Consider the following 20,821-nt stretch of genomic DNA (forward strand, 5'->3'; position numbering starts at 1 on the left):
GGGAAGTACTTCTTATTTATTCATTTACCGTACCAATTTATAAGACCATTGCAGGTGAAAGCTTGTTGCAGCAACGGTTTTTCCAATAAAACGGTATTTTTTAACCGCTTTCATTGCAAGCGATGCTATGCTATTATGACCTTGTCAAATCAAGTTTCTATAATTAATGTTAATCTGCATTTACTTGATAATGAGAGGATGCTTTAGGATGAGGGAAAAAGAAGCTGTTAAAAGAATCATCGAATATGTTGGCGGTAAAGATAATATTAAGAAGGCATGGCATTGCATGACAAGATTACGGTTTGATTTAGTCGATCAGACAAAAATTGATCATGAAAAGGTTAAACAAGTTAACGGAGTTATTGGTGAACAGTTGCAGAATGAACAATATCAAGTGATTATTGGCACAAATGTGCAAGTTTTTTATAATGCTTTAATGGAAGAATTAGAGGTAGATGAAAATACAATTACCACAACAGCAGACACTAGCAGTAAAGGAATGTTTGGCAGATTGTTGGATGTAGTTTCTGGAGTGTTTGGACCAATTGTGCCTGCCATTGCAGGGGCGGGAATGATAAAAGGGGTTCTGGCTGGTTTAATAGCTCTAAACATTTTGTCAAAAGAAAGTGAAACAGTTGTTATTTTAGATTTAATTGCTAGTGGGGTCTTTTATTTTCTGCCATTCTTTTTAGCAGCATCTGCTGCAAAAATCTTTAAGACAAATCAATACTTAGCGATAGCAGTAGCAGGAGGGCTGATGTACCCAACGTTGCTCGATGCGGCTAAGCTTGGAGAAATAACCAAGTATCATTTTATAGGCTTGCCGATACCAGTTATTAATTACTCAGGTACTGTTATTCCTATCATTTTATCTGTGTGGGCATTAAGCTATATACATAGATGGGTAGATAAATGGATGCCAAGTGTATTGCGAACGGTATTCACGCCAACATTGACGTTATTTCTGACCATTCCAGTTACACTTATTGTAACAGGGCCCTTAGGCAGCTATGTTGGCAAGGGCTTGGCATTTATGGTTGAATTTTTGTTTAACGTATCTCCGATTTTGGCAGGGGTTGTCATGGGAGGGGCGAGACCAATTGAAATCGTTTTTGGTGTTCATCATGCCATCACACCGATAGCCTTGCAAAATTTTGCGGATAAAGGATACGACATGCTGATGCCAATGATGTTCATGACAAATATGGCGATTGCTGGTGCGACCTTTGCGATGTTTTTTAAAGCGAACAGTAAAACAGAAAAATCAGTGATACTATCTGCAACCATATCAGCCATACTTGGCATAACAGAACCTGCTTTATTTGGTGTTTTGATTAGAAACAAAAAGGCATTTATTGCGTGTACAATCGGCAGTACGATTGCTGCGACATTCTTTGCAGTCATGGGTGTGAGGATATACGGGTATATTCTTTCAAGTATTGTAAGTCTTGTTGCATATGTCGGACCGTATTTTCCGTATGCGATTGCAGGTATCATCATTGCAATTGGAACAGCCTTTTCCATCACGTTTTTAACGGTAAAAAAGAATTCATTCGGGGCGGGGCATAAAGATACTCCTGTTCAGAAAATAAGTGGATAATAGTCAGAGGGGGCCTAACTTTGGGGAGGTCCCCTCTGACTATTACACTAATACTTCTAATGATGATCTCTGATTGATTAATTTCTTTACGATAGATAAGTAGCTTTGCATATCCCCATTTTTAGCCACTGTTTTCGGATAAACTGCCCATATTTCTCGATAGATATAATCGGGGCTTTTAAAGGGCAAAACAATAATATCTCCTGACGCATAATCTTGGTGATTGATAAGGGAAAAATCATCGAGTGCACAGATGGCATGGCCATCCTTAACGACATTTCTTATTAGCGCACTATTATTGGAGGTAACAAAAACAGGGTTGTTTTCCAAGCCTGATTTTTTCACAAGCTCTTTATGTGTGGATGTTTCAAGGACGGCAATACTTTCATTAACTAAATCTTCCTTCGTCAGGAACTTTCTTGTACTTAAGGGAGAGTGTTTACTTACTGCTATACAGACATAGCTTCGATAAAATGGCTCAATATGGATGGAACTGCTATTTTCTAACAGATTTCTGTTCGCAACAATTAAGGATAGATCAAATGAACCATCATTTTTGAGGATTTTTGCGATGATATCCTCATGCATGCCTTCTTGTATTTCAACCTTCAAGTCTTTTTGCTCCTCCTTTAACGACATAAGGGCTAGATAGCCCACATTTCCAAATGTAGGTGTAAAGGCAATCTTTAAAGGCAAGCTTTGATGCCCATTTTCCATTCTATGCACATCGTCATATAGCTCTTTATACTTACACTGCAGCTCGAATGCTCGTTTCAGGACCATTTTCCCTGCAGGTGTTGGAGTAGTCCCTTTGTTGGAGCGCTGAAAAATAGTTACCCCTAAATTTATTTCTATTTGCAGGATGGATTGGCTGATTGCAGAAGGGGTTATATGCAGATTATCTGCTGCTTTCCTGATAGACCTTTCCTTCGCCACTTCCAACAAATAATCAATTTGTTCTATATTCATTTTCATCCTCCTACTTAAAAGAATACTATTGCTGTTACATTAAATGAATCTCCAACTTTATTACTGTTTCTATAGTACATAATATCTGTCTTTTTGTTGTCTCAATAATAGAATAGAGAATTTCAATTTAGAGACAAAAGGGGATAATTCAACTAGCTATTGTTCACATTTTTGACTAATAAGGACTTCATAAGCGAGCATAGCAAGGGTTTTTCGCACAAAGTAGTAGTTTACTTATAAGCTAGATAACCTAAACTTAACACTACGTTCACTTTTATTACATTTACGTTGTTGTTTTTCTATAATAGACTTCCATTAACAAGAATTAGGCCAATGGTTGCGAGTTTCTTTTCTAATTCAGCTGAAATTAGGGTTGTTTGTAGCGTTGAAGGAATGTAATTACGAAAAGTACACTATTAATGCTGTCCAGTTTGGCAAGACAACGAAATGGAGACAAGAGACAGTAAACAAGAGGCTGGTTATTGAAATGAGCAATAAAAAAATTGGAGCACGGATGAAGTGAAATTACTGCAAACCTTAGTAGCCGATTTCTGCGATTGCTAGTAAACTTGGCAGGACTCCAGCAGCAGTGTCCAGTCGGTTGAGGAGACTTGGACTTGGCGCAACTAGGAAGCAGACAGGGATGGTAACAGTACGAGAGTTGGCTTTAGAACTGGGGGAAGCAACTAAAACTGTGTTGCAATGGACTGAAAATGGATTAAAGCATACAAAAAGAATTACCCGATATAAAAAAGAATATCTATTAATTGATTGGAAGGATTTTTGGAGCTGGGCAGAAAGAAACAAAAACATGCTTGATTTACGAAGTTAACAAATAAAAACGCTTCTACATTACCAATATGGGTTAAGGCAGAAATACACACAAGCGCAAATGAACGGAAATATTGGCCTTGGACAACAGGCAAATTAGAAAAGCTGCATGTTTTAATCGTCAAAGGATGAACATATAAACAAATCAGCAAAGTTTTTAAACAGAACAGAATCAAGTATAGAAAAAAGGTATTACAGGCTGATCAAAAAGGCATAAAAAGCAGGTAAACAGACTGCCGATTGGCAGCCTGTTAGCTTCCTTTAAAATATTTTACAAGCTTGATTTCCAGTCCATTCACTTTTTCGCTTTTTAACCGTGGTGCAGTGCCGCCAATATTCGGAGCGTCTACTTCGAGAATTACTGTATCCGTAAATGTATCGCCATCAGGTTCTCCGACAAGAATGGACAGCTTTACTTCATACCAGCCATTGTAACTGTCTTTTCCTGTTTGCTTCTGCATAATGGCAACATCTTCTACCTTCATTGGATTAACAATCATTTCCTTCCCGTATTGGTCATGGACTATTTTGTTTAATTTCGGCTCAAAAATAGAAAACAGAATATCCTCTGTTGTAAAGTAACCATCGACTCTTTCTGCTTTCGTTTTCGTTTTGGCATAAGTATAATGCCCATTTGAGAAAATCATGAACCCCATAAGTAAAACTAGTAGCTTTTTCATTGCGTCATCTACCTTCCTTTAGCGTTTATGTTGTCATTAATTTGAATCATTATTATATGTTGCCACTTTTAATCCTTTCTCTTCGTGCCATTCAGCATAAAGAACATTTTTATAATCTGTTATTTGATGTTGTGATAGCTGTTGCTTCAGCCAGCCTTCATCATATTTAAGTGTTTTAAGATTTTGTTTATTTACTTTACCATCAAGCACTAATGCATATGCTAGCTGTATTTTCTTTTCTGGAATTTGTAGGTCTTCATTAGTAGGAGTTCCATATGAATGCTTTGGTGCAACACTTATATTACCATCTTGTTCCAAAATGACATACTCTGCGTCAAATAAAGAAAAATAACCTTGTTTTCTTAACAGATGCTGAAGCTGACTTAAATCAATATGATTTTTTTTTAAGGTTTTAAAGTCAATTTCTCCCTTATTAATAAGCATGGATGGTTTCCCTTCAAAAAAGCCGCGCAGTAAAAATGATTTTTGTGTCAGTAACTCAACAAGGTAGATAAGTAGACCCCAAAGTAAAATGCTGTATACGATATCAAGCACTCCTGTACGCTCATCAAAGATAGAATCTCCTACGAAATTCCCTAAGACCATTCCTGTTATAAAGTCAAAAGGAGTAATTTGCGAAAATTGAATCTTTCCTAGAATTTTCAGCATAAAAAGAAGGGTAAAAAACCCGACACATAATTCCACTGTGATATCAAAAAACATGTGCTTCACCTATAATCTTTTAATTAATTTGCTTAGAGGAATGCCATACTATACAGAAATTTCATCGATTTATATATTGCGGAAAACTCCCTAAATTATACAAAATAAAGTCGTTTTTTAAAAAAAGTAAAAATATTTATGTTTCATTAATTTGAATTACCGCGAAAGTGTAAGGCTGTGCGAGTAATGAAACGGAATATTTTGCAGGTAGTAGTGAATTTAAATAAGCCAATCCAAAAAACAGTTTAAACCACCGCAAATAGTTCTCGTATAAAATTATAGTTAGAAGTTAGAACTGAATTTTTAGCCGACAATCACACACCAGAGTAAGTAGTAAATCAATTAATCTGTCATATATAAAAAAAAATTTATTGAAAGCGTTGACATGAAATCGTTCTCATGATAAATTAAACCTATCAAATAACAACTTAATAAGTTCCTTGATGGAATGTTACCTTAAGTGGGCATAACCTGAACTGACTAGAACACGCTTTTATAGTGTGATTTAGTGGGCTCAGGTTTTTTATTTGGCAAAAACCAAAAATAGATAAAAGAAGGAAGGGTCAAAAAATGAAATATGAGCAGCTGGCAAAAGACATTATTGCTAATGTGGGTGGAAAAGAAAACGTTTCCAATGTAGTCCATTGTATTACACGCCTTCGCTTTAAGCTAAAGGATGAAGGAAAAGCAAATACAGAGGTATTAAAAAACATGGATGATGTTGTTACAGTCATGAAAAGCGGCGGACAATATCAAGTCGTTATCGGAAACCATGTACCTGATGTATACAAAGCTGTAGTTACAGTTGGTGGTTTTCAAGGTCAGGAGCAAGTGGAGGAAGATGAAGGACCTAAAGGTTCCCTTTTCAGTCGCTTTATTGATATGATTTCAAGCATCTTTACACCAGTCCTTGGCGTGTTAGCCGCATCAGGGATGATCAAAGGCTTTAATGCATTATTTGTCGCACTTGGCTGGCTGGAAAATACATCCGGCACATACCAAATCCTAAATGCAGCCGGTGATGCGCTATTTTATTTCTTGCCAATCTTCTTAGGATATACAGCAATCAAAAAGTTCGGCGGAACACCTTTCATCGGAATGGCAATCGGAGCTGCATTAGTGTACCCGACCCTTTCGACTTTAACAACAGGAGACCCGCTGTACACAGTATTTGCAGGTACGATGTTTGAATCACCAATTTATGTTACATTTTTAGGAATTCCTGTTATTTTAATGTCTTATTCATCATCTGTTATACCAATTATTCTGTCTACATTCTTTGCAGCAAAAGTAGAGAAATGGCTGCGTACCTTTATTCCAGATGTTATTAAAACATTTGTAGTGCCATTATTAACATTATTAATTGTTATTCCAATTACATTTATGGTCATCGGCCCGATTGCAACATGGGCAAGCAGCTTGATTGGTGCAGGTTCATTATTCATTTATAACTTAAGCCCGGTAATTGCAGGGATTTTGCTTGGTGGTCTATGGCAAGTTATCGTTATTTTCGGACTTCACTGGGGCTTGGTGCCAATTGCGATTAACAATGTGGCAACAATGGGCTTCGATACAATCCTGGCAACAGTATTTGCCGCATCATTCGCCCAAATTGGTGCAGTTCTTGCGATCCTAATTAAAACAAGAGATAAAAAGTTGAAATCATTGAGTATCCCAGCATTCATTTCCGGTATCTTCGGTGTAACAGAGCCAGCTATTTACGGAATTACATTACCATTAAAGAAACCGTTTATCATCAGCTGTATCGGTGCAGCAGCAGGTGGAGCTATTTTAGGTCTTGCTAATGTAAAGGGTTACATTATTGGTGGTCTTGGAATTTTTGGAATCCCAACATACATTAGTCCTGATGGGCTTGGCATGGATTTATGGGGTGCATTAATTGCCATTGTGGTAGCATTCATTGTTGCTTTCATCTTAACGTACTTGTTTGGAGGGATTGGCAAAGAAAAAGCAACAACTACTGATTCAGAAGTAAAATCTGCTTCAAATGAAGTTGCTGCAACAGCAGCAGTACAGCAAGAAGTTATCATTAGTCCATTAAATGGCGAAGTGAAAGCATTATCAGAAGTTGAGGATGCAGCATTTTCAACAGGTGCATTAGGTCATGGCCTTGCAATTGAACCATCAGAAGGCAAACTTTATGCTCCAGTTTCTGGTACAGTATCAGCTTTATTCCCGACAAATCACGCAATTGGTATTACGACTGATTCTGGTGCAGATATATTAATTCACATTGGGATGGATACTGTGCAATTTGAAGGAAAATACTTTAAAGCATATACAGTCCAAGGTGAATACGTGGAAAAAGGCCAGTTGCTTATTGAGTTTGACATTGAAGAAATTCGCAAAGCTGGTAAGCTGTTAACAACACCTGTAGTTGTCACAAACTATAAGGATTACAGCATGGAGTTAACGAATAAAAAACAAGTCACTACAGTAGATGAGCTGTTCAAATTAGATGTAAAATAATAGGTAGAGTAGAAGATAAGGAGCATAAGCTCCTTATCTTCTCCAATGAATATAAAGGAGGAAAAGAAAATGGCATTTCAAAAAGGATTTTTATGGGGCGGCGCAATTGCTGCAAACCAAGCAGAAGGTGCATATCTTGCTGATGGAAAGGGCTTGACAACAGTTGATCTTTTGCCAACAGGTCAAAAAAGATGGGACATTATGATGGGGAATCTAACTTCATACGAACCGTTAGAAGGAGAATTCTATCCATCACATGAAGCGATTGATTTTTATAACCGCTATAAAGAGGATATTGCACTATTTGCGGAGATGGGCTTTAAGGCATTGCGTTTATCAATCTCTTGGGCAAGGATTTTTCCAAATGGTGATGATGCAGAGCCAAATGAAGCAGGCTTGAAATTCTATGATGATTTATTTGATGAACTGTTGAAATATGGAATTGAGCCTGTTGTTACTATCGCCCATTTCGATGTGCCAGTTAATCTTGTTAAGAACTATGGAAGCTGGCGAAGCCGCAAGCTTGTTGGATTCTTTGAGAAATATGCGACAACTCTTTTCAACCGCTATAAAGATAAAGTAAAGTACTGGATGACATTTAATGAAATCAACATGCTTCTGCACCTTCCGTTTGTTGGAGCTGGTCTTGTATTTGAAGAAGGGGAAGATAAGAAGCAGGTGAAATACCAGGCAGCACATCACCAGCTTGTGGCAAGTGCATTAGCTGTTAAAGCATGCCATGAAATCAGCCCTGATGCTAAAATTGGCTGTATGCTTGCAGCTGGACAAACCTATGCATATAGCTGTAATCCTGATGATGTTCTCGATGCACTGGAAAAGGATCGCGATTCCTTCTTTTTCATTGATATTCAATCTCGCGGTAAATATCCTGGCTATGCAAAAAAATTCATTAAGGACCATAATATTACAATTGAGATGGAAGCAACGGATGAGGAAATTCTGCTAAATAACACGGTAGATTATATTGGCTTTAGTTATTATGCGAGCAGAACGACAAGTACAGATCCGGAAATCAATAAGACGACATCTGGAAATGTATTTGGCTCGATTGAAAATCCATTTTTAGAAAAGTCAGAGTGGGGCTGGACAATTGATCCTAAAGGATTCCGTATAACAGCAAACCAATTATATGACCGCTACCAAAAACCGCTGTTTGTTGTCGAAAACGGATTGGGTGCCATTGATATCCCATCAGAGGATGGAGCTGTCACAGACGATCATCGCATCGACTACTTAAACAAGCATTTACAGGAGCTGTCTCAAGCAATCGATGAAGGTGTTGAAGTGCTCGGTTACACGAGCTGGGGCCCGATTGACCTTGTGAGTGCATCAACAGGAGAAATGAAAAAGCGTTATGGCTATATTTATGTGGACAAGGATAATGAAGGAAATGGCTCATTAGAACGTTCACGCAAAAAAAGCTTTGATTGGTATAAAGAGGTTATTGCGACAAACGGAGAAAATTTATAAAAGAAAACACTTTTAGGAAAGCGAGTCAGTTGCTTTCCTTCTTTTGAATTTTCGAAAAATAATCCTTTTAGATTCGTATTTTCCATTATATTATAAGTAATAGAACGACAATAAACGAATAGGTGGTTACATGAAAATAGCCAAAGTATTTAATAATAATGTCATTAGTGTAATGGATGACAATCAGGAAGAGCTCATCATCATCGGAAAAGGTCTTGCATGGCAAAAAAAACCAGGCGATATTGTTGACGAAGAGAAAATCGAAAAGATTTTTGAGCTGAAAAACAAAGACATTTCACAGAAATTTAAAACCCTTCTATATGAAGTTCCCCTTGAATATATGGAAGTGACCGAAGAAATCATTAAGCTTGCAAAAAATAGACTTGGCAGAACCTTTACTGACAGCTTTTATATTTCTTTAACAGATCATGTCCACTTTGCTGTGGAAAGAATTCAACAAGGACATATCATTAACAATGCTTTATTATGGGAGATTAAAAGATTTTACAAGGATGAGTTTTCAATCGGCAAAGAGGCATTGCGTTTGCTGAAGGAGAAGTTCGATGTCGATTTACCTGAGGATGAAGCGGGCTTCATTGCGATGCATATTGTTAATGCTGGTCTTAGTGAAGAGATGCCAGATGTTGCGAACATCACGAAGGTCATGCAAGATATTCTTAATATCGTTAAGTATCATTATAAAATGGAATTTGATGAAGAATCCTTGAATTATTTCCGGTTCCTCACACATTTAAAGTTTTTTGGTCAAAGATTATACAGTAAAACGTATTTGCAGGATGACGATCCATTTTTGTATGATGCCTTTAGACAAAAGCATCCAGGAAGCTTTGAATGTACAGAGAAAATCAGTGAATATATTGTGAAGCAATTCGACTATAGCATTACAAATAATGAAAAGCTGTATTTGGCAATCCATGTCCAACGGTTGGTCAGTAGATAATATAGACACGCAAAGTAGGAAGGCGGAAGCCTTCCTACTTTGCGTGTTCAGCATTATTTGCATGAAAACGGAAATGATAGGTTAAGGTGATGAAAAGAACAAGAATACTAAGTACTGTATATATATTGCTGTAGCTAATTCCGTCTTGTGTCAGTAAAAGTGGATTCAAGTGGATGCTAAGGTCTTCTTTCTCAAGGGATGCACTCATCATCGTTGTAAACACTGCCCCAGAAATAAAATTAATCATCATCATTATCCCCATTCCGACACCTACATCAGCCTTTGGCAACGTAACTGAAACAGTGTTTGCCATCGCAATCTGCATAAATGTTTGCCCAATACATGCAAATATAAGGATAAACATCGTTATATATGGTGAATATCCTGCAAAAACGGACAATAAGCTAAAGCCAATAAAGAAACCTAACAAAGCTAAAAAGGTAAGCGTACGATTCCCTTTCCTGTCTGCAAGTCTCCCGCCGCTTATTCCTAATAATGCTGCTGTTAATGCACTTGGGAACATGTATAAGCCACTTAAAAGCGGCGATAATCCATTCACCTCCTGCAGTAATAGCGGCGTCAAATAGGGAATTCCAAAGCCTATTCCTGAACAGATACCAGAGATGGCAATTCCGAATGAAAACTGTTTATTTTTAAACAAAGAAATTGGAATAAATGGATTTTTTCCTTTCTTTATCCTCCAAATGAATAAAACAAAGCTTAAAGCAAATAAAGCAGCATAGCTTAAAGTACTTTGTGTGATTGCCAATAAAAGGGAAGCAAGGGCGACAGCCAAACATGCCGCTCCAAGTATATCCGTTTTCCCGTTTACCTGCTGTTTTTGCTCATTTAAATATTTGCGAAAAAACGGCAAAGTAATAAGAGAGAGCAGGGAAATAACAAAAAGATAATGCCAGTTAAAGACGCTTGTGACAACTCCAGCCACGATTGGGCCAATTGCTGTTCCTAGGGCCATTCCTGCAGATGTTAAACCTAAAACACGTCCTCTTGTTTCCTTAGGGAAGAAGCGGGCAGGAATGATCATTGCAACAGTCGGCATAACAGATGCTCCTGCTGCCTGCAAACATCTGCCTGCAAGCAGCAGGGAAAAGCTGTTCGCAGCAAATCCCAAGACACTTCCAGCAGCAAAGGTGGATAAGCCGATAGTCAGCAAGGTTTTTAGCATATACTTATCGGCTAGCTTCCCATAGAGAACAGATCCAATCGCATAAATGATAATATAAGCAGTTATGATCCAGCCCGCTTCTGTTGGTAACAGGTTGAATTCCTTTGTGATAGAAGGGACTGCCATATTGAACATAGTTGAATTCATCACACTTATTACTAGAGCAAAAGTTAGCACTGCCACTAAACGGTCGTTGCTTTTTTTCTTTGTTTTTAAATTGCCAGCCATTGTCTTCTCCTTTATAAACTTATAGCTTGCTAGTTTTTGCCCACAACCTTTAAATCTAACATCTCCAAGTTTTCGATAATCCTGTCAAAACGTAAGGGCATCGGTTGACTTGGGAACATATAATGCGGATAAGGATCACCTAGAATGCGGAAGAAGGGTTCAAATAAGCCAGATGCAAGCAGACCAACCATCTTCGTATAGTGGGAGTCAAGGCGATAGGAATGAACGGTGCCTGCAGGGACATGCAGAAAATCTCCAGGATGCATGTCGATTTCTTCGCCCATTGCCCACATCGTCATATTGCCTTCGAGACAGAAAAAGGTCTCTGTATGCTGTTCATGATAATGTTCAACTATTCTGTCACCTTTAGGTCCATCTGAAGCTACGATGATAAACTGGCCTTCTGTATTTTTTTGTGATGCGATAATACGGTGAAGCTGGTCACCTGTCAATAAACGGTCACCTTCACCTGAGAGGATAACATAAGGGCTAAGTGTATCTGGCAGCCTCGTTTTATTTGGCATTATCCGTTCAGCAACCGGTTTTGGCGTGCTTAATTGGAAGTCTGTGTTTGCTTCAGCTTCTGCCAGCGAGTCAGCAGAAATGACTTCACTAACATTTGGAGGATATTCAGCATGTGAATAGGGATTACCGATGGTGCGATAAAGGTTTGTCGCGTCACCATTTGAAGTATAAGAGATAAATCTCGTTCTGTGGGCAAGCATTTTGTAGCTATGTACCGTTTTGGCAGGAATATGGGCATAGTCGCCTTCTATAAGCAAGTAGCTCTCATCACCAAGTGAAACTTCCAATTTTCCACTAAGAACTAAAATTCCTTCATGTGTTTTTTCATGAAGATGGGAAGGAAATGAATCGTCTTTTCCGCCTGTAATCAGCACCATCCCGAAAATATTATCTGTGCTTTGTGCATTAGCCATAATTGTTGCTACTTGTCTGCCGAACAGATGGTGTTCTCCATCGCCGCTTCGCAGTAAATAGGGTGTCTTTTCCGTTGGTAGGTAGTCTTTAAACGTATTCATTTTTTTATCGCTCCTTCACATTAACTAGACCGGTCTGTCTAATTATAATAATACAAAGGGATAAAAAATGCTACCCCTTAGATGTTAAAATTTGTGGAATTGTTTCCATAACCGCGATAAGTGGGGCTTTATCCTTACGAGTTATGGACTGCATAATTCCGCCGCCAATCATAGAATTAATAAGCATCCCCATTTTTAATGCATGCTCTTTTTGCTCTCCATTTTGGATTAATTTATCAGCGATAATTTTCTCCCATTTTGAAAATGCTTCCATACAAGCAAGGCGTAATGGTTCACTGATAAGTGCAGTTTCGCTTGCAAGCAAGCCGACAGGAATTCCTTCAATGCTTTCAGGGGAATCAAACTGGCTTGATGTATCCTTTATAAATGCTTGAATTGCTTCAACAGGGTTCGCTATTTCCTCCATTATTGCAAGCAGCTTTCTTTCAATAAAGCTGCTTGTATAATGGACAGCCTCAATTGCGAGAAGCTCTTTGCCTTGCGGGAAATGATGATAAATTGAGCCTTTTGGCAATCCGCTTTCACTTATAATTTGGTTCATACCTGTTGCATGATAGCCCTGCAGCTGAAAAAGACGTGAAGCTGTTTGCAGTATTTTGTCACGAGAATTCAATTTAGTATCCATTGTAAGTTTCCTTTCCTTCAAATGTGAGGATAGTCCTACTTTACTATAGAAAATAGAAAGAATATTGTCAAAGAACTGTTATTGCTTTTTGAAAATATTCTTAATAGCTTTTTAGAAAATCATTTCTTCATATCTTTTTTTTCAAGCAGTCCTTTGCGGTAATCAGCTGGAGTACATTTGTAATATTCTTTAAACTTTTTATAAAAATGATTAAAATTAGTATAGCCAGTTTCATCTGCAATTCGGTTTATCTTCATTTGTGTATTTTCAAGAAGCAGCTTTGCCTGCCTGAGGCGAAGCTCTTGCACCATTTCACTAAAGGTCTTGCCAATATTCTCTTTAAGCAGCCTGCTTAAGTAATTTGGGTGAAAATGAAATTTGGTGGCAACCTCTTTTAAGCTTGTTGTTAAATAATGCTCTTCAATATACTGAAGGATTTCTAAGATTACTAGATTCCAGCTCTCATCCTTAGCAACCACCTGACTTTGTTGTTTTGATATTCTCATAAGCTCTGTAAATAGGAGAACAATATTACAGCTTATCACTTCCTGGGTGGCTAAATCAGGTTTATAAAACTCACATAACCCTTCATTGATATACTGCCGGACTTTTTTATTTCCAGAAGACGGAAAGTAAAGATACCGGCCCTTCATTTTTGGCTTGTAAATGGTGTCAATAACGAACTTCGCTATTAAATCATTTTCTGTTAAACGGGCGAGAATGTCGTGATTAAAGTAAGTTTTTCGTAGGAGGATGTTAATAATAATGGTGTCCTTTTCTGCCTTTTTTATTGTATGCATCACATCTGTATCTAAAATGGTTAAGTCACCCTCCTGCATTTCAACTGTCTCCCCATCTATCCACTGTGTAAAGCTGCCAAAATAAGCATAGCTGATTTCTAAAAAATCATGTTTATGTACTTCAATGTCTACATAACGAGGATGCTTCATAAAGGTTATTTTCTCTTGTTTTTTCATTAACAAGTCGGCTGACAGGACATCCACGCCTGTTACTGGTGAGATCCGATTGATAGTCGATAATATTTCCTTCAGGTTTACTAAACCTGATGACAGAGCTGCTGCTTCAATCTCATTATCTGCAAGCAGCTTTTTTTTCAAGTCCTTTACCAACATAGCCTCACCATACCTTATCTCTAATAGGTTACTAATTGTTATAAAATAACCGTTGATTTGACATAAAAATATAACAGTTATTTATATAAAATGATTATGACACCGCTTACAACTATTAAGCAAGCGTTTTATTTAATAGTCAGTCTTTTTTTGTGAACGGTTTAATGATAAGGGAAAAGGAGTTGGGAAAATGGCGAACAAGGAGCAACCTAGCATTTTACTCAGAGAGAAGCTGGCTTTTGGAGCAGGTGCATTTGGTAAAGACTTTGTTTATATTTTTGTTTCCATGTATTTATTGTACTTTTATACAGATGTATTAGGTATCTCTGCTGCAACAGCAGGATCTATTCTGTTAATCGTGCGGTTTATTGACGCAGCATTTGATTTGCCATTCGGCTTTATGGTTGACAAAACGAATTCTAAATGGGGAAAGCTGCGTCCCTACTTGCTTTTTGGAGCTGTTCCATATGGAGTGACAGCGGCATTTTTATTTTTTGCACCAGAGATAGGAGAAGGAGGAAAGGTTTTTTACGCTTTCAGTCTTTATTTCCTTATCAGTATTCTTTACAGTGTTGTCAGTATCCCGCATGCCGCCCTGAACACAGTTATGACGGAAAATCCGGAAGAAAGGGCTCATTTAACGAAGTATCTGATGCTATTTTCCGGACTTGCCGCAGCACTTGCGGGCAGTATAACAGTTCCTGTTGTTGGTATGTTTCCTTCTGAAAGATTAGGATATTTCTTTATGGGAGCTGTTACTGGTGTTATTGCAATCCTGTTACTGTTCTTGTGTTTTAAAGGAACAAAAGAGCAAGTAACAGCACTGGAAGCTAATGAAAAAATCCCCTTTAAGCTTGCCTGGAAAACTGTGCTCACAAACAAACCGTTTATCATTCTTTCTGCGTCCTTTTTAATGATGCAAATAAGTCTTGGAATTCGTGGTGCGGCTGGCATTTACTATTTTATTTACAATGTTGGCAATGCAAATCTTTTTAGTGCCGTCTCAGCAGCAGGCGGGATAGCCGGATTGATAATCACCTTCATCCTGCCGGCAATTGTCCGCCGCATCGGGATGAAAAAGTTTTATATTGCAGCTGGCCTGCTAACGCTCCTTAACTTTTTGTCCATCTATGTCGCACCAGTCCATATAATTCCGCTTGTATTAGGCTTGAATATTGCAGCTGCTGCGTTAACTTCTGTTGCTTTATTTGCTGCATGGGGTTCACTTCCGGATGCGATCGAATTCTCGCTAAACAAAAATGGTTTGCACATTGAAGGCGTGTATTACGCATTATATAACTTTATCCAAAAGGTAGGCTCGTCGATTGCAGGCGGTCTTGCCGGATTTGTGCTAGCTGCATTTGGTTACAAGTCAGGCATGACACCAACAGCTAGAAGCTTAGAAGGAATTCTCGTTACAGCTGCGATTATTCCAGCAGTATGTGCCTTATTGTTTACGATATTCATGTTTTTTTATCGCACAAAAGACATAAAAAAAGAATCAGTGGAAAAGGGTGTTATCAATGGATAAAAGTATAGTAGTAAAAAATTTAAAGGTGGAAAATCAACACAATCCTCTCGGCATTGATATCCGATCTCCTCGTTTTAGCTGGATGATTGAAACAGAGCAGAATAATGTGCTGCAGTCTGCCTACCATCTTATCGTGACAGAAGAGGATGGCGAGGAGGTTTGGAATACAGGAAAAATAGACAGTGATCAATCTATATGGATTCCATATAAAGGACCAAGTCTTACAGCAAGGAAATGTTATCTCTGGAAAGTGCGAATCTGGGATAATACAGGACAGATTTCTGATTGGGGCAGGGCATCATGGGAAATGGGACTGCTTGATGAAGACGATTGGCATGCTTTTTGGATTGAACCGGAACAGGAGGAAGCAGTCGAAGAGCCTTTTATTACAGTTCAGGAAATGTTTTTAAGGGGGTTAAAGGATAAAAGCTTGGATGAAAAAGCTAAGGACCTCCGGCCACCACAGCTTTTAAGAAAAAAATTCGCGATATCAGGTGACATAAAAAAAGCAAGGTTGTATGTAACAAGCCATGGTGTTTACCAGTTGGAGCTGAATGGCAGTCGGGTTGGGAATAATGAATTCGCCCCAGACTTTACGGCATATAATGTTCGCCTTCAATACCAAACATACGATGTGACAGATTTGCTTGCTTCTGGAAATAATGCAATCGGAGCAGTTATCGCAGATGGCTGGTATATTGGCCGGATTCAGCTGACAGGGCACAGCTGCCAATTCGGGAACAAACTTGGTTTGCTGATGCAGCTGGAGATAGAATATAAGGACGGAACGACAGAACGAATTGTTTCTGATAAGCAGTTTGTTTCAAGCCCAGGTCCATGGCAGTATGCTGATTTATTTATTGGCGAAAAATACGATGCCAACTTAGAACAGTCAGACTGGAGCTGTTTTGACTTTAATGATCAAAATTGGAAGACTGTGAAACAGGTAGACTATTCCCTTGATAATCTCGTTGCACAGTTTGGACCAAATGTGCGCGTTATGGAGGAACTTGTACCGCTATCCATTCATAGTGAAACGGACGGTTCCCAAATTATTGATTTTGGGCAAATCATTGCCGGCCGCATTCGGATTGCCATAGAAGCGAAGAATGGTGACATAATCACACTTCAGCATAGTGAGGTGCTGGATAAAGACGGCAAGTTCTTTATGAACATTATCGGTCGAAATAAGGATCAGACGGATATTTATATTGCCAGAGGAAGCGGTACGGAAACATATGAACCAAAATTTGTATTTCATGGCTTCCGCTATGTAAGAGTAACAGGTCTGATAGCATCTATAAAAAAAGACGCTGTGCGGGCAATCGTTCTATACAGTGATATGGAGACAACCGGCCATTTTGAATGCTCAGATCATCGCTTGAACAAGCTGCAGCATAATATTCAGTGGAGCCAGAAAACAAATATGCTGTCCATTCCGACAGATTGTCCACAAAGAGAAAGGGCAGGCTGGACAGGTGATTTGCAAGTTTTCGCACCAACAGCTGCTTTTAACATGGACGTATATCTATTTTTGGAACGCTGGCTTGGTGATGTTAGAAACGAACAGTTTGCCGATGGTCAAATTGCCAACTTTGTACCGACTGGAAAATATTATGTCAAGGAATGCGCAAGCATGGGGCAGCTTTCCAGCGCAGGCTGGGGAGATGCGATTATTATTGTTCCATGGGTGCTGTATGAGCGCTATGGCGATGTACGTGTGTTAGAACAAAACTATGAGGCAATGGCAAAATGGCTGCAATATGTTCAACATAAAGCAGAAACAGAAATACCGGATTCAATGACAGAAACGGACCCGACTGTATTGGAAAGACAAAAGTACTTGTGGAATACAGGCTTTCACTTTGGCGATTGGCTTATTCCAAGCATAGTCGAAAGTGCGGATGAAAATACAGGACCGATGGACAGTGCAATTCTTACAAAAGAGCTTGTGGCAACTTGTTTTTATGCAAATTCTGCCCTGCTTTTCGCTAAAATAGCTGAACTGCTTGGAGACAAGGAGACTGCTCATACCTACTACACACTAAACAAACGTATTCGCAAAGCCTTTGAGGAGGAGTATGTTGACGTAAATGGCAGAATTAGCGCTCACTTTCAAGGAATTTATATTTTGGCACTGCAAATGGACATGGTCTCAAGCAAAAAACGCCTGCTAGTTGCGGCACAATTAGCACAATTGATTAAAGACAATGACCATAAATTAGATACAGGTTTTTTATCTGTTCCGTATTTAATGGATGTGCTGTGCACCGAAGGCTATGAAGATATTGCATATCGCCTATTGTATCAAACAGATTGTCCTTCATGGCTTTACGAGGTGGATATGGGAGCGACGACTATTTGGGAATCGTGGTCAGCTATAAAAAAAGACGGAACTGTTGGACATATGTCCTTTAACCATTATGCCTTCGGATGTATTGGCGATTGGCTTTACCGAGAGCCAGGGGGAATCAAGCATAGCTCACCAGGCTATAAGCATAGTATAATCGCGCCAAATGTAAATGTTGGAATGAAGAGTGCTAAAGCAGTATTAAAAACAGGATATGGCATCCTGTCCTCCGCTTGGGAAAGAAACAACGACTTCATAAAGCTAGAAGTAAACGTACCGCCAAATACGACCGCAACAGTTATACTAAATGGGGAAAATCGAGTGGAAGTAGGAAGCGGTTTCCATCATTTCCAATATGAAAGTCCTGCTGTTTTAAAGGCAAAAGCATAGGAAAAAGCTGGCTTATGAAGCCAGCTTTTTTTTATGACGTCCCTGGAGGGAATCGAACCCACGACACACAGCTTAGGAGGCTGCCGCTCTATCCTACTGAGCTACAGAGACATTATTCGATACCATAAGAGGATACACCATTGACTTACATCTGTAAAGTAATTAGCTTTGCAGATGCCAATTTTCCCCTTTTGTTGAGGTAGGAAAAACAGCTCCGTATTCTTGTTTGACGTAGAAGCTCACACCTTCAACAAATAATTTTAAAAGAGGCTGGGACAAAACAAAAGATAATCTTTCTATACAAGAATAATAAAATTACATCCATATTTGAATAATGAAGCTTGTGACTAAATAGAATATGGAGTTAAAATTAGTTCGTTTCATTGCGCGCTCGTCCTCGCGCTTTCCGCGGGGAAAGCTTAAGCCTCCTCTATTTCCCGCAGGAGTCGAGTGGCCTCCGCTCCATTCCACTAAAATTTCTAATTATTGTATTTTAAAAAACAAAAACAAAAAAAACGAACTATCTAATCGAAATCAAAATGGATAGTTCAGTTTTTATACTGATTCATATACTTATGTCCCAGCCTCTTTTTGAATACTTGATGGAAGTTGAATGGGCAAATTTAATATAATAGTAGAACAAAATATATTAAATTTGTAATTTTTATGAATGTTTTCTAAATATTAATCGCAAGTCTACTATAATATTGCTTAGGATAACTGCTAGCACATATAATAATCAATATTAGCTAAATAAGCATTACGAAGTAATCTAACTTAAATCAAACGGAGGGATACAGTGCAACCTCTATACATATCCATAAAAGAAAAGATTGAGGCAGATATGCATTCAGGCAAACTAAAGTCAGGGGACCGGTTGCCTTCTGAAATAGTGCTTGCAGCAGAATTTAAGGTCAGCCGAGAAACCGTCCGGTCCGCAATCCGCTTGCTTGAAGAAATGGGCAAGGTTTATGTTAAGCATGGGGTAGGGACATTTGTTGTTAACCCGTTGCCTAAAACACCAAATAGCCTAGAACAGCTTATGAGTGTAACTTCCATGATAAAGTATGCCGGCTTAGAGGACGGAGAAAAACGCGAAAGAATCAAGCTTGATAATCCTACGGAGGAATGGATAAAACTTCTTCAACTGAAAGATGATGAAGAGGTCATCATTCATGAAAGAATCCGAACGGCAAACGAAGAACCTGTTGTGTTTTCTCAGAATGTCATAGCGGAATCACTTAGTAAGAAAAAGATGATCAATCAAGGCCCGATTGGATCTTTATTCGATTACTTAAAACAAGAGTGCAATATTGATATTGCAAGAGCTACAACGGAAATTGTTGTTCCCCTTCATACGGATCGTAATTGTCATAAGCTTCTTATTCATCCAGAAACAACCGTTTTATTACTAAAGCAACTTCATTACGATTATCAAAATCGCCCAGTTTTATATTCATTGGATTATTTTAGAAACGATGTATTTACATTTACTGTGAATAGAACAAGATAAAATTAATAGGCGCAAAAACTGGAAACCCGATCAATTATTTTATTGGTCGGGTTTTTTTGGTTTTTTTATTAGAAGTCTAGACAACTTAACAAATGATAAAAGAAAGTTATGAATATTTACAAGAAAACAACAAATAGAATAAAGATTATTAATAATCGTTTGTTAAATTAAATCTAAGAGGTATAGACTTCTTATTTTTGAAAATCATTATTTGAACAGGAGAGGAGAAGAGATATTGTGGTATTTTAGAACACTTGGTAAGGGGAAAATAGTTGAATTCATTCTACTTGCGATTTTCCTGCTATTCTTTTTTGGGCCTTTATTAAATTTACTGTTACTAGCATTTTCTGGTGAGTGGCAATATCCTGATGTTTTGCCAAAGTCTTGGTCATTGGAATGGTGGAGCTTCGTTTTAGCAGATGAGTCGATCATAAGGTCAATGTGGTTATCTTTTCTTATTGCAGCCATTGTCACCTTGATTTCTCTTATTATTTGTATTCCGGCAGCATACGCGTTTGCACGCATCAGTTTTCCACTAAGAAGGTTTTTTCTATTCTCCTTCTTGCTGACTAATGCTTTTCCGAAAATGGGCTTATATGTGGCAATCGCCGTTTTGTTTTATCAATACAGTCTGATGAATACATTCATTGGGATTATATTAATACATCTAATTAATACGCTTATGCTCATGACATGGATTCCTTCTGCGGCATTTGAAAATGTGCATCGTTCGCAAGAGGAATCTGCTCGCGATGCTGGGGCATCACCATTAAAGGTATTCTGGTACATCACATTGCCAATGGCTAAGCCTGGCATTATCGTGGCGTCTGTTTTTACCTTCTTATCTTCTTTAGATGAAGCACAGGGAACCTTACTTGTAGGAATACCAGATTATAAAACGATGCCAGTTATTATGTATTCGATCATAGCGGACTATCCAAGTACAGCAGGTGCAGTGTTTTCGGTAATATTGACACTTCCAACGATCATTCTGCTCTTTGCCGCTAGAAAATTTGTTGGAGCAGATTCATTTGCAAACGGTATGCGTCTTAAATAATG

Annotated in this window: 16 protein-coding genes and 1 tRNA gene; 9 read left to right on the forward strand and 8 right to left on the reverse strand. The window is 38.4% G+C overall.

Going from position 1 to position 20,821, the window contains the following annotated elements; translation table 11 throughout:
* The first annotated feature begins 208 nt into the window (after positions 1-208).
* Positions 209-1,600 carry a PTS transporter subunit EIIC gene (locus CEQ21_RS21010; RefSeq protein ID WP_185766185.1) on the forward strand — a complete coding sequence of 464 codons (1,392 nt, stop codon included), beginning with the start codon at positions 209-211 and terminating at the stop codon, positions 1,598-1,600.
* A 42-nt stretch (positions 1,601-1,642) separates the two neighbouring features.
* Here CEQ21_RS21010 and CEQ21_RS21015 read toward each other — a convergent pair whose 3' ends face one another.
* Positions 1,643-2,569 carry a LysR family transcriptional regulator gene (locus CEQ21_RS21015; RefSeq protein WP_185766186.1) on the reverse strand — a complete coding sequence of 309 codons (927 nt, stop codon included), beginning with the start codon at positions 2,567-2,569 and terminating at the stop codon, positions 1,643-1,645.
* A gap of 643 nt (positions 2,570-3,212) precedes the next feature.
* Here CEQ21_RS21015 and CEQ21_RS21020 point away from each other — a divergent pair.
* Positions 3,213-3,401, forward strand: coding sequence for a hypothetical protein (locus tag CEQ21_RS21020; RefSeq protein WP_185766187.1), 189 nt, complete (start codon positions 3,213-3,215; stop codon positions 3,399-3,401).
* 250 nt (positions 3,402-3,651) lie between these two features.
* On the opposite strand, the gene CEQ21_RS21025 is transcribed toward CEQ21_RS21020, so the two are convergent.
* The gene (locus CEQ21_RS21025; protein WP_185766188.1) at positions 3,652-4,080 is read right to left on the reverse strand and encodes a DUF3888 domain-containing protein; all 429 of its coding nucleotides are present in this window, start codon (positions 4,078-4,080) and stop codon (positions 3,652-3,654) included.
* A gap of 36 nt (positions 4,081-4,116) precedes the next feature.
* Positions 4,117-4,803: a DUF421 domain-containing protein gene (locus CEQ21_RS21030; RefSeq protein WP_185766189.1), complete on the reverse strand. Its 687-nt coding sequence runs from the start codon at positions 4,801-4,803 to the stop codon at positions 4,117-4,119.
* 570 nt (positions 4,804-5,373) lie between these two features.
* On the opposite strand from CEQ21_RS21030, the gene CEQ21_RS21035 reads away from it, so the two are divergent.
* From CEQ21_RS21035 to licT, 3 genes are all read left to right on the forward strand, one after another.
* Positions 5,374-7,293 carry a beta-glucoside-specific PTS transporter subunit IIABC gene (locus CEQ21_RS21035; RefSeq protein WP_185766190.1) on the forward strand — a complete coding sequence of 640 codons (1,920 nt, stop codon included), beginning with the start codon at positions 5,374-5,376 and terminating at the stop codon, positions 7,291-7,293.
* A 69-nt stretch (positions 7,294-7,362) separates the two neighbouring features.
* The gene (locus CEQ21_RS21040; RefSeq protein ID WP_328593489.1) at positions 7,363-8,784 is read left to right on the forward strand and encodes a 6-phospho-beta-glucosidase; all 1,422 of its coding nucleotides are present in this window, start codon (positions 7,363-7,365) and stop codon (positions 8,782-8,784) included.
* 130 nt (positions 8,785-8,914) lie between these two features.
* Positions 8,915-9,745, forward strand: a complete 831-nt coding sequence (gene licT, locus CEQ21_RS21045; RefSeq protein WP_185766192.1) for a BglG family transcription antiterminator LicT — start codon at positions 8,915-8,917, stop codon at positions 9,743-9,745.
* Between the two features lie 34 nt (positions 9,746-9,779).
* On the opposite strand, the gene CEQ21_RS21050 is transcribed toward licT, so the two are convergent.
* The 4 genes from CEQ21_RS21050 to CEQ21_RS21065 form a co-directional block, all read right to left on the reverse strand.
* Positions 9,780-11,159 (reverse strand): MFS transporter, encoded by a 1,380-nt coding sequence (locus CEQ21_RS21050; RefSeq protein WP_185766193.1) that lies wholly within the window; start codon positions 11,157-11,159, stop codon positions 9,780-9,782.
* Between the two features lie 29 nt (positions 11,160-11,188).
* Positions 11,189-12,199 (reverse strand): quercetin 2,3-dioxygenase, encoded by a 1,011-nt coding sequence (locus tag CEQ21_RS21055; protein ID WP_185766194.1) that lies wholly within the window; start codon positions 12,197-12,199, stop codon positions 11,189-11,191.
* A 70-nt stretch (positions 12,200-12,269) separates the two neighbouring features.
* Positions 12,270-12,845, reverse strand: coding sequence for a TetR/AcrR family transcriptional regulator (locus tag CEQ21_RS21060; RefSeq protein ID WP_185766195.1), 576 nt, complete (start codon positions 12,843-12,845; stop codon positions 12,270-12,272).
* 119 nt (positions 12,846-12,964) lie between these two features.
* Positions 12,965-13,978 carry an AraC family transcriptional regulator gene (locus tag CEQ21_RS21065; protein WP_185766196.1) on the reverse strand — a complete coding sequence of 338 codons (1,014 nt, stop codon included), beginning with the start codon at positions 13,976-13,978 and terminating at the stop codon, positions 12,965-12,967.
* 190 nt (positions 13,979-14,168) lie between these two features.
* On the opposite strand from CEQ21_RS21065, the gene CEQ21_RS21070 reads away from it, so the two are divergent.
* Positions 14,169-15,509, forward strand: a complete 1,341-nt coding sequence (locus CEQ21_RS21070; protein WP_185766197.1) for an MFS transporter — start codon at positions 14,169-14,171, stop codon at positions 15,507-15,509.
* A complete protein-coding gene (locus CEQ21_RS21075) occupies positions 15,502-18,249 on the forward strand; it encodes an alpha-L-rhamnosidase (protein WP_185766198.1) in 2,748 nt (915 codons plus the stop codon). Before CEQ21_RS21070 ends, CEQ21_RS21075 begins: the two co-directional genes overlap by 8 nt.
* A gap of 37 nt (positions 18,250-18,286) precedes the next feature.
* On the opposite strand, the gene CEQ21_RS21080 is transcribed toward CEQ21_RS21075, so the two are convergent.
* A tRNA-Arg gene (locus tag CEQ21_RS21080) sits at positions 18,287-18,360 on the reverse strand.
* Positions 18,361-19,048: 688 nt separating this feature from the next.
* Between CEQ21_RS21080 and CEQ21_RS21085 the strand changes: the two genes are divergently transcribed.
* Both CEQ21_RS21085 and CEQ21_RS21090 read left to right on the forward strand, forming a co-directional pair.
* Positions 19,049-19,762, forward strand: a complete 714-nt coding sequence (locus CEQ21_RS21085; protein ID WP_185766199.1) for a GntR family transcriptional regulator — start codon at positions 19,049-19,051, stop codon at positions 19,760-19,762.
* Between the two features lie 232 nt (positions 19,763-19,994).
* Positions 19,995-20,819, forward strand: a complete 825-nt coding sequence (locus CEQ21_RS21090; protein ID WP_185767363.1) for an ABC transporter permease — start codon at positions 19,995-19,997, stop codon at positions 20,817-20,819.
* The last annotated feature ends 2 nt before the right edge of the window (positions 20,820-20,821 follow it).

The organism is Niallia circulans (assembly GCF_007273535.1).
Classification (GTDB): domain Bacteria; phylum Bacillota; class Bacilli; order Bacillales; family Cytobacillaceae; genus Niallia; species Niallia circulans_B.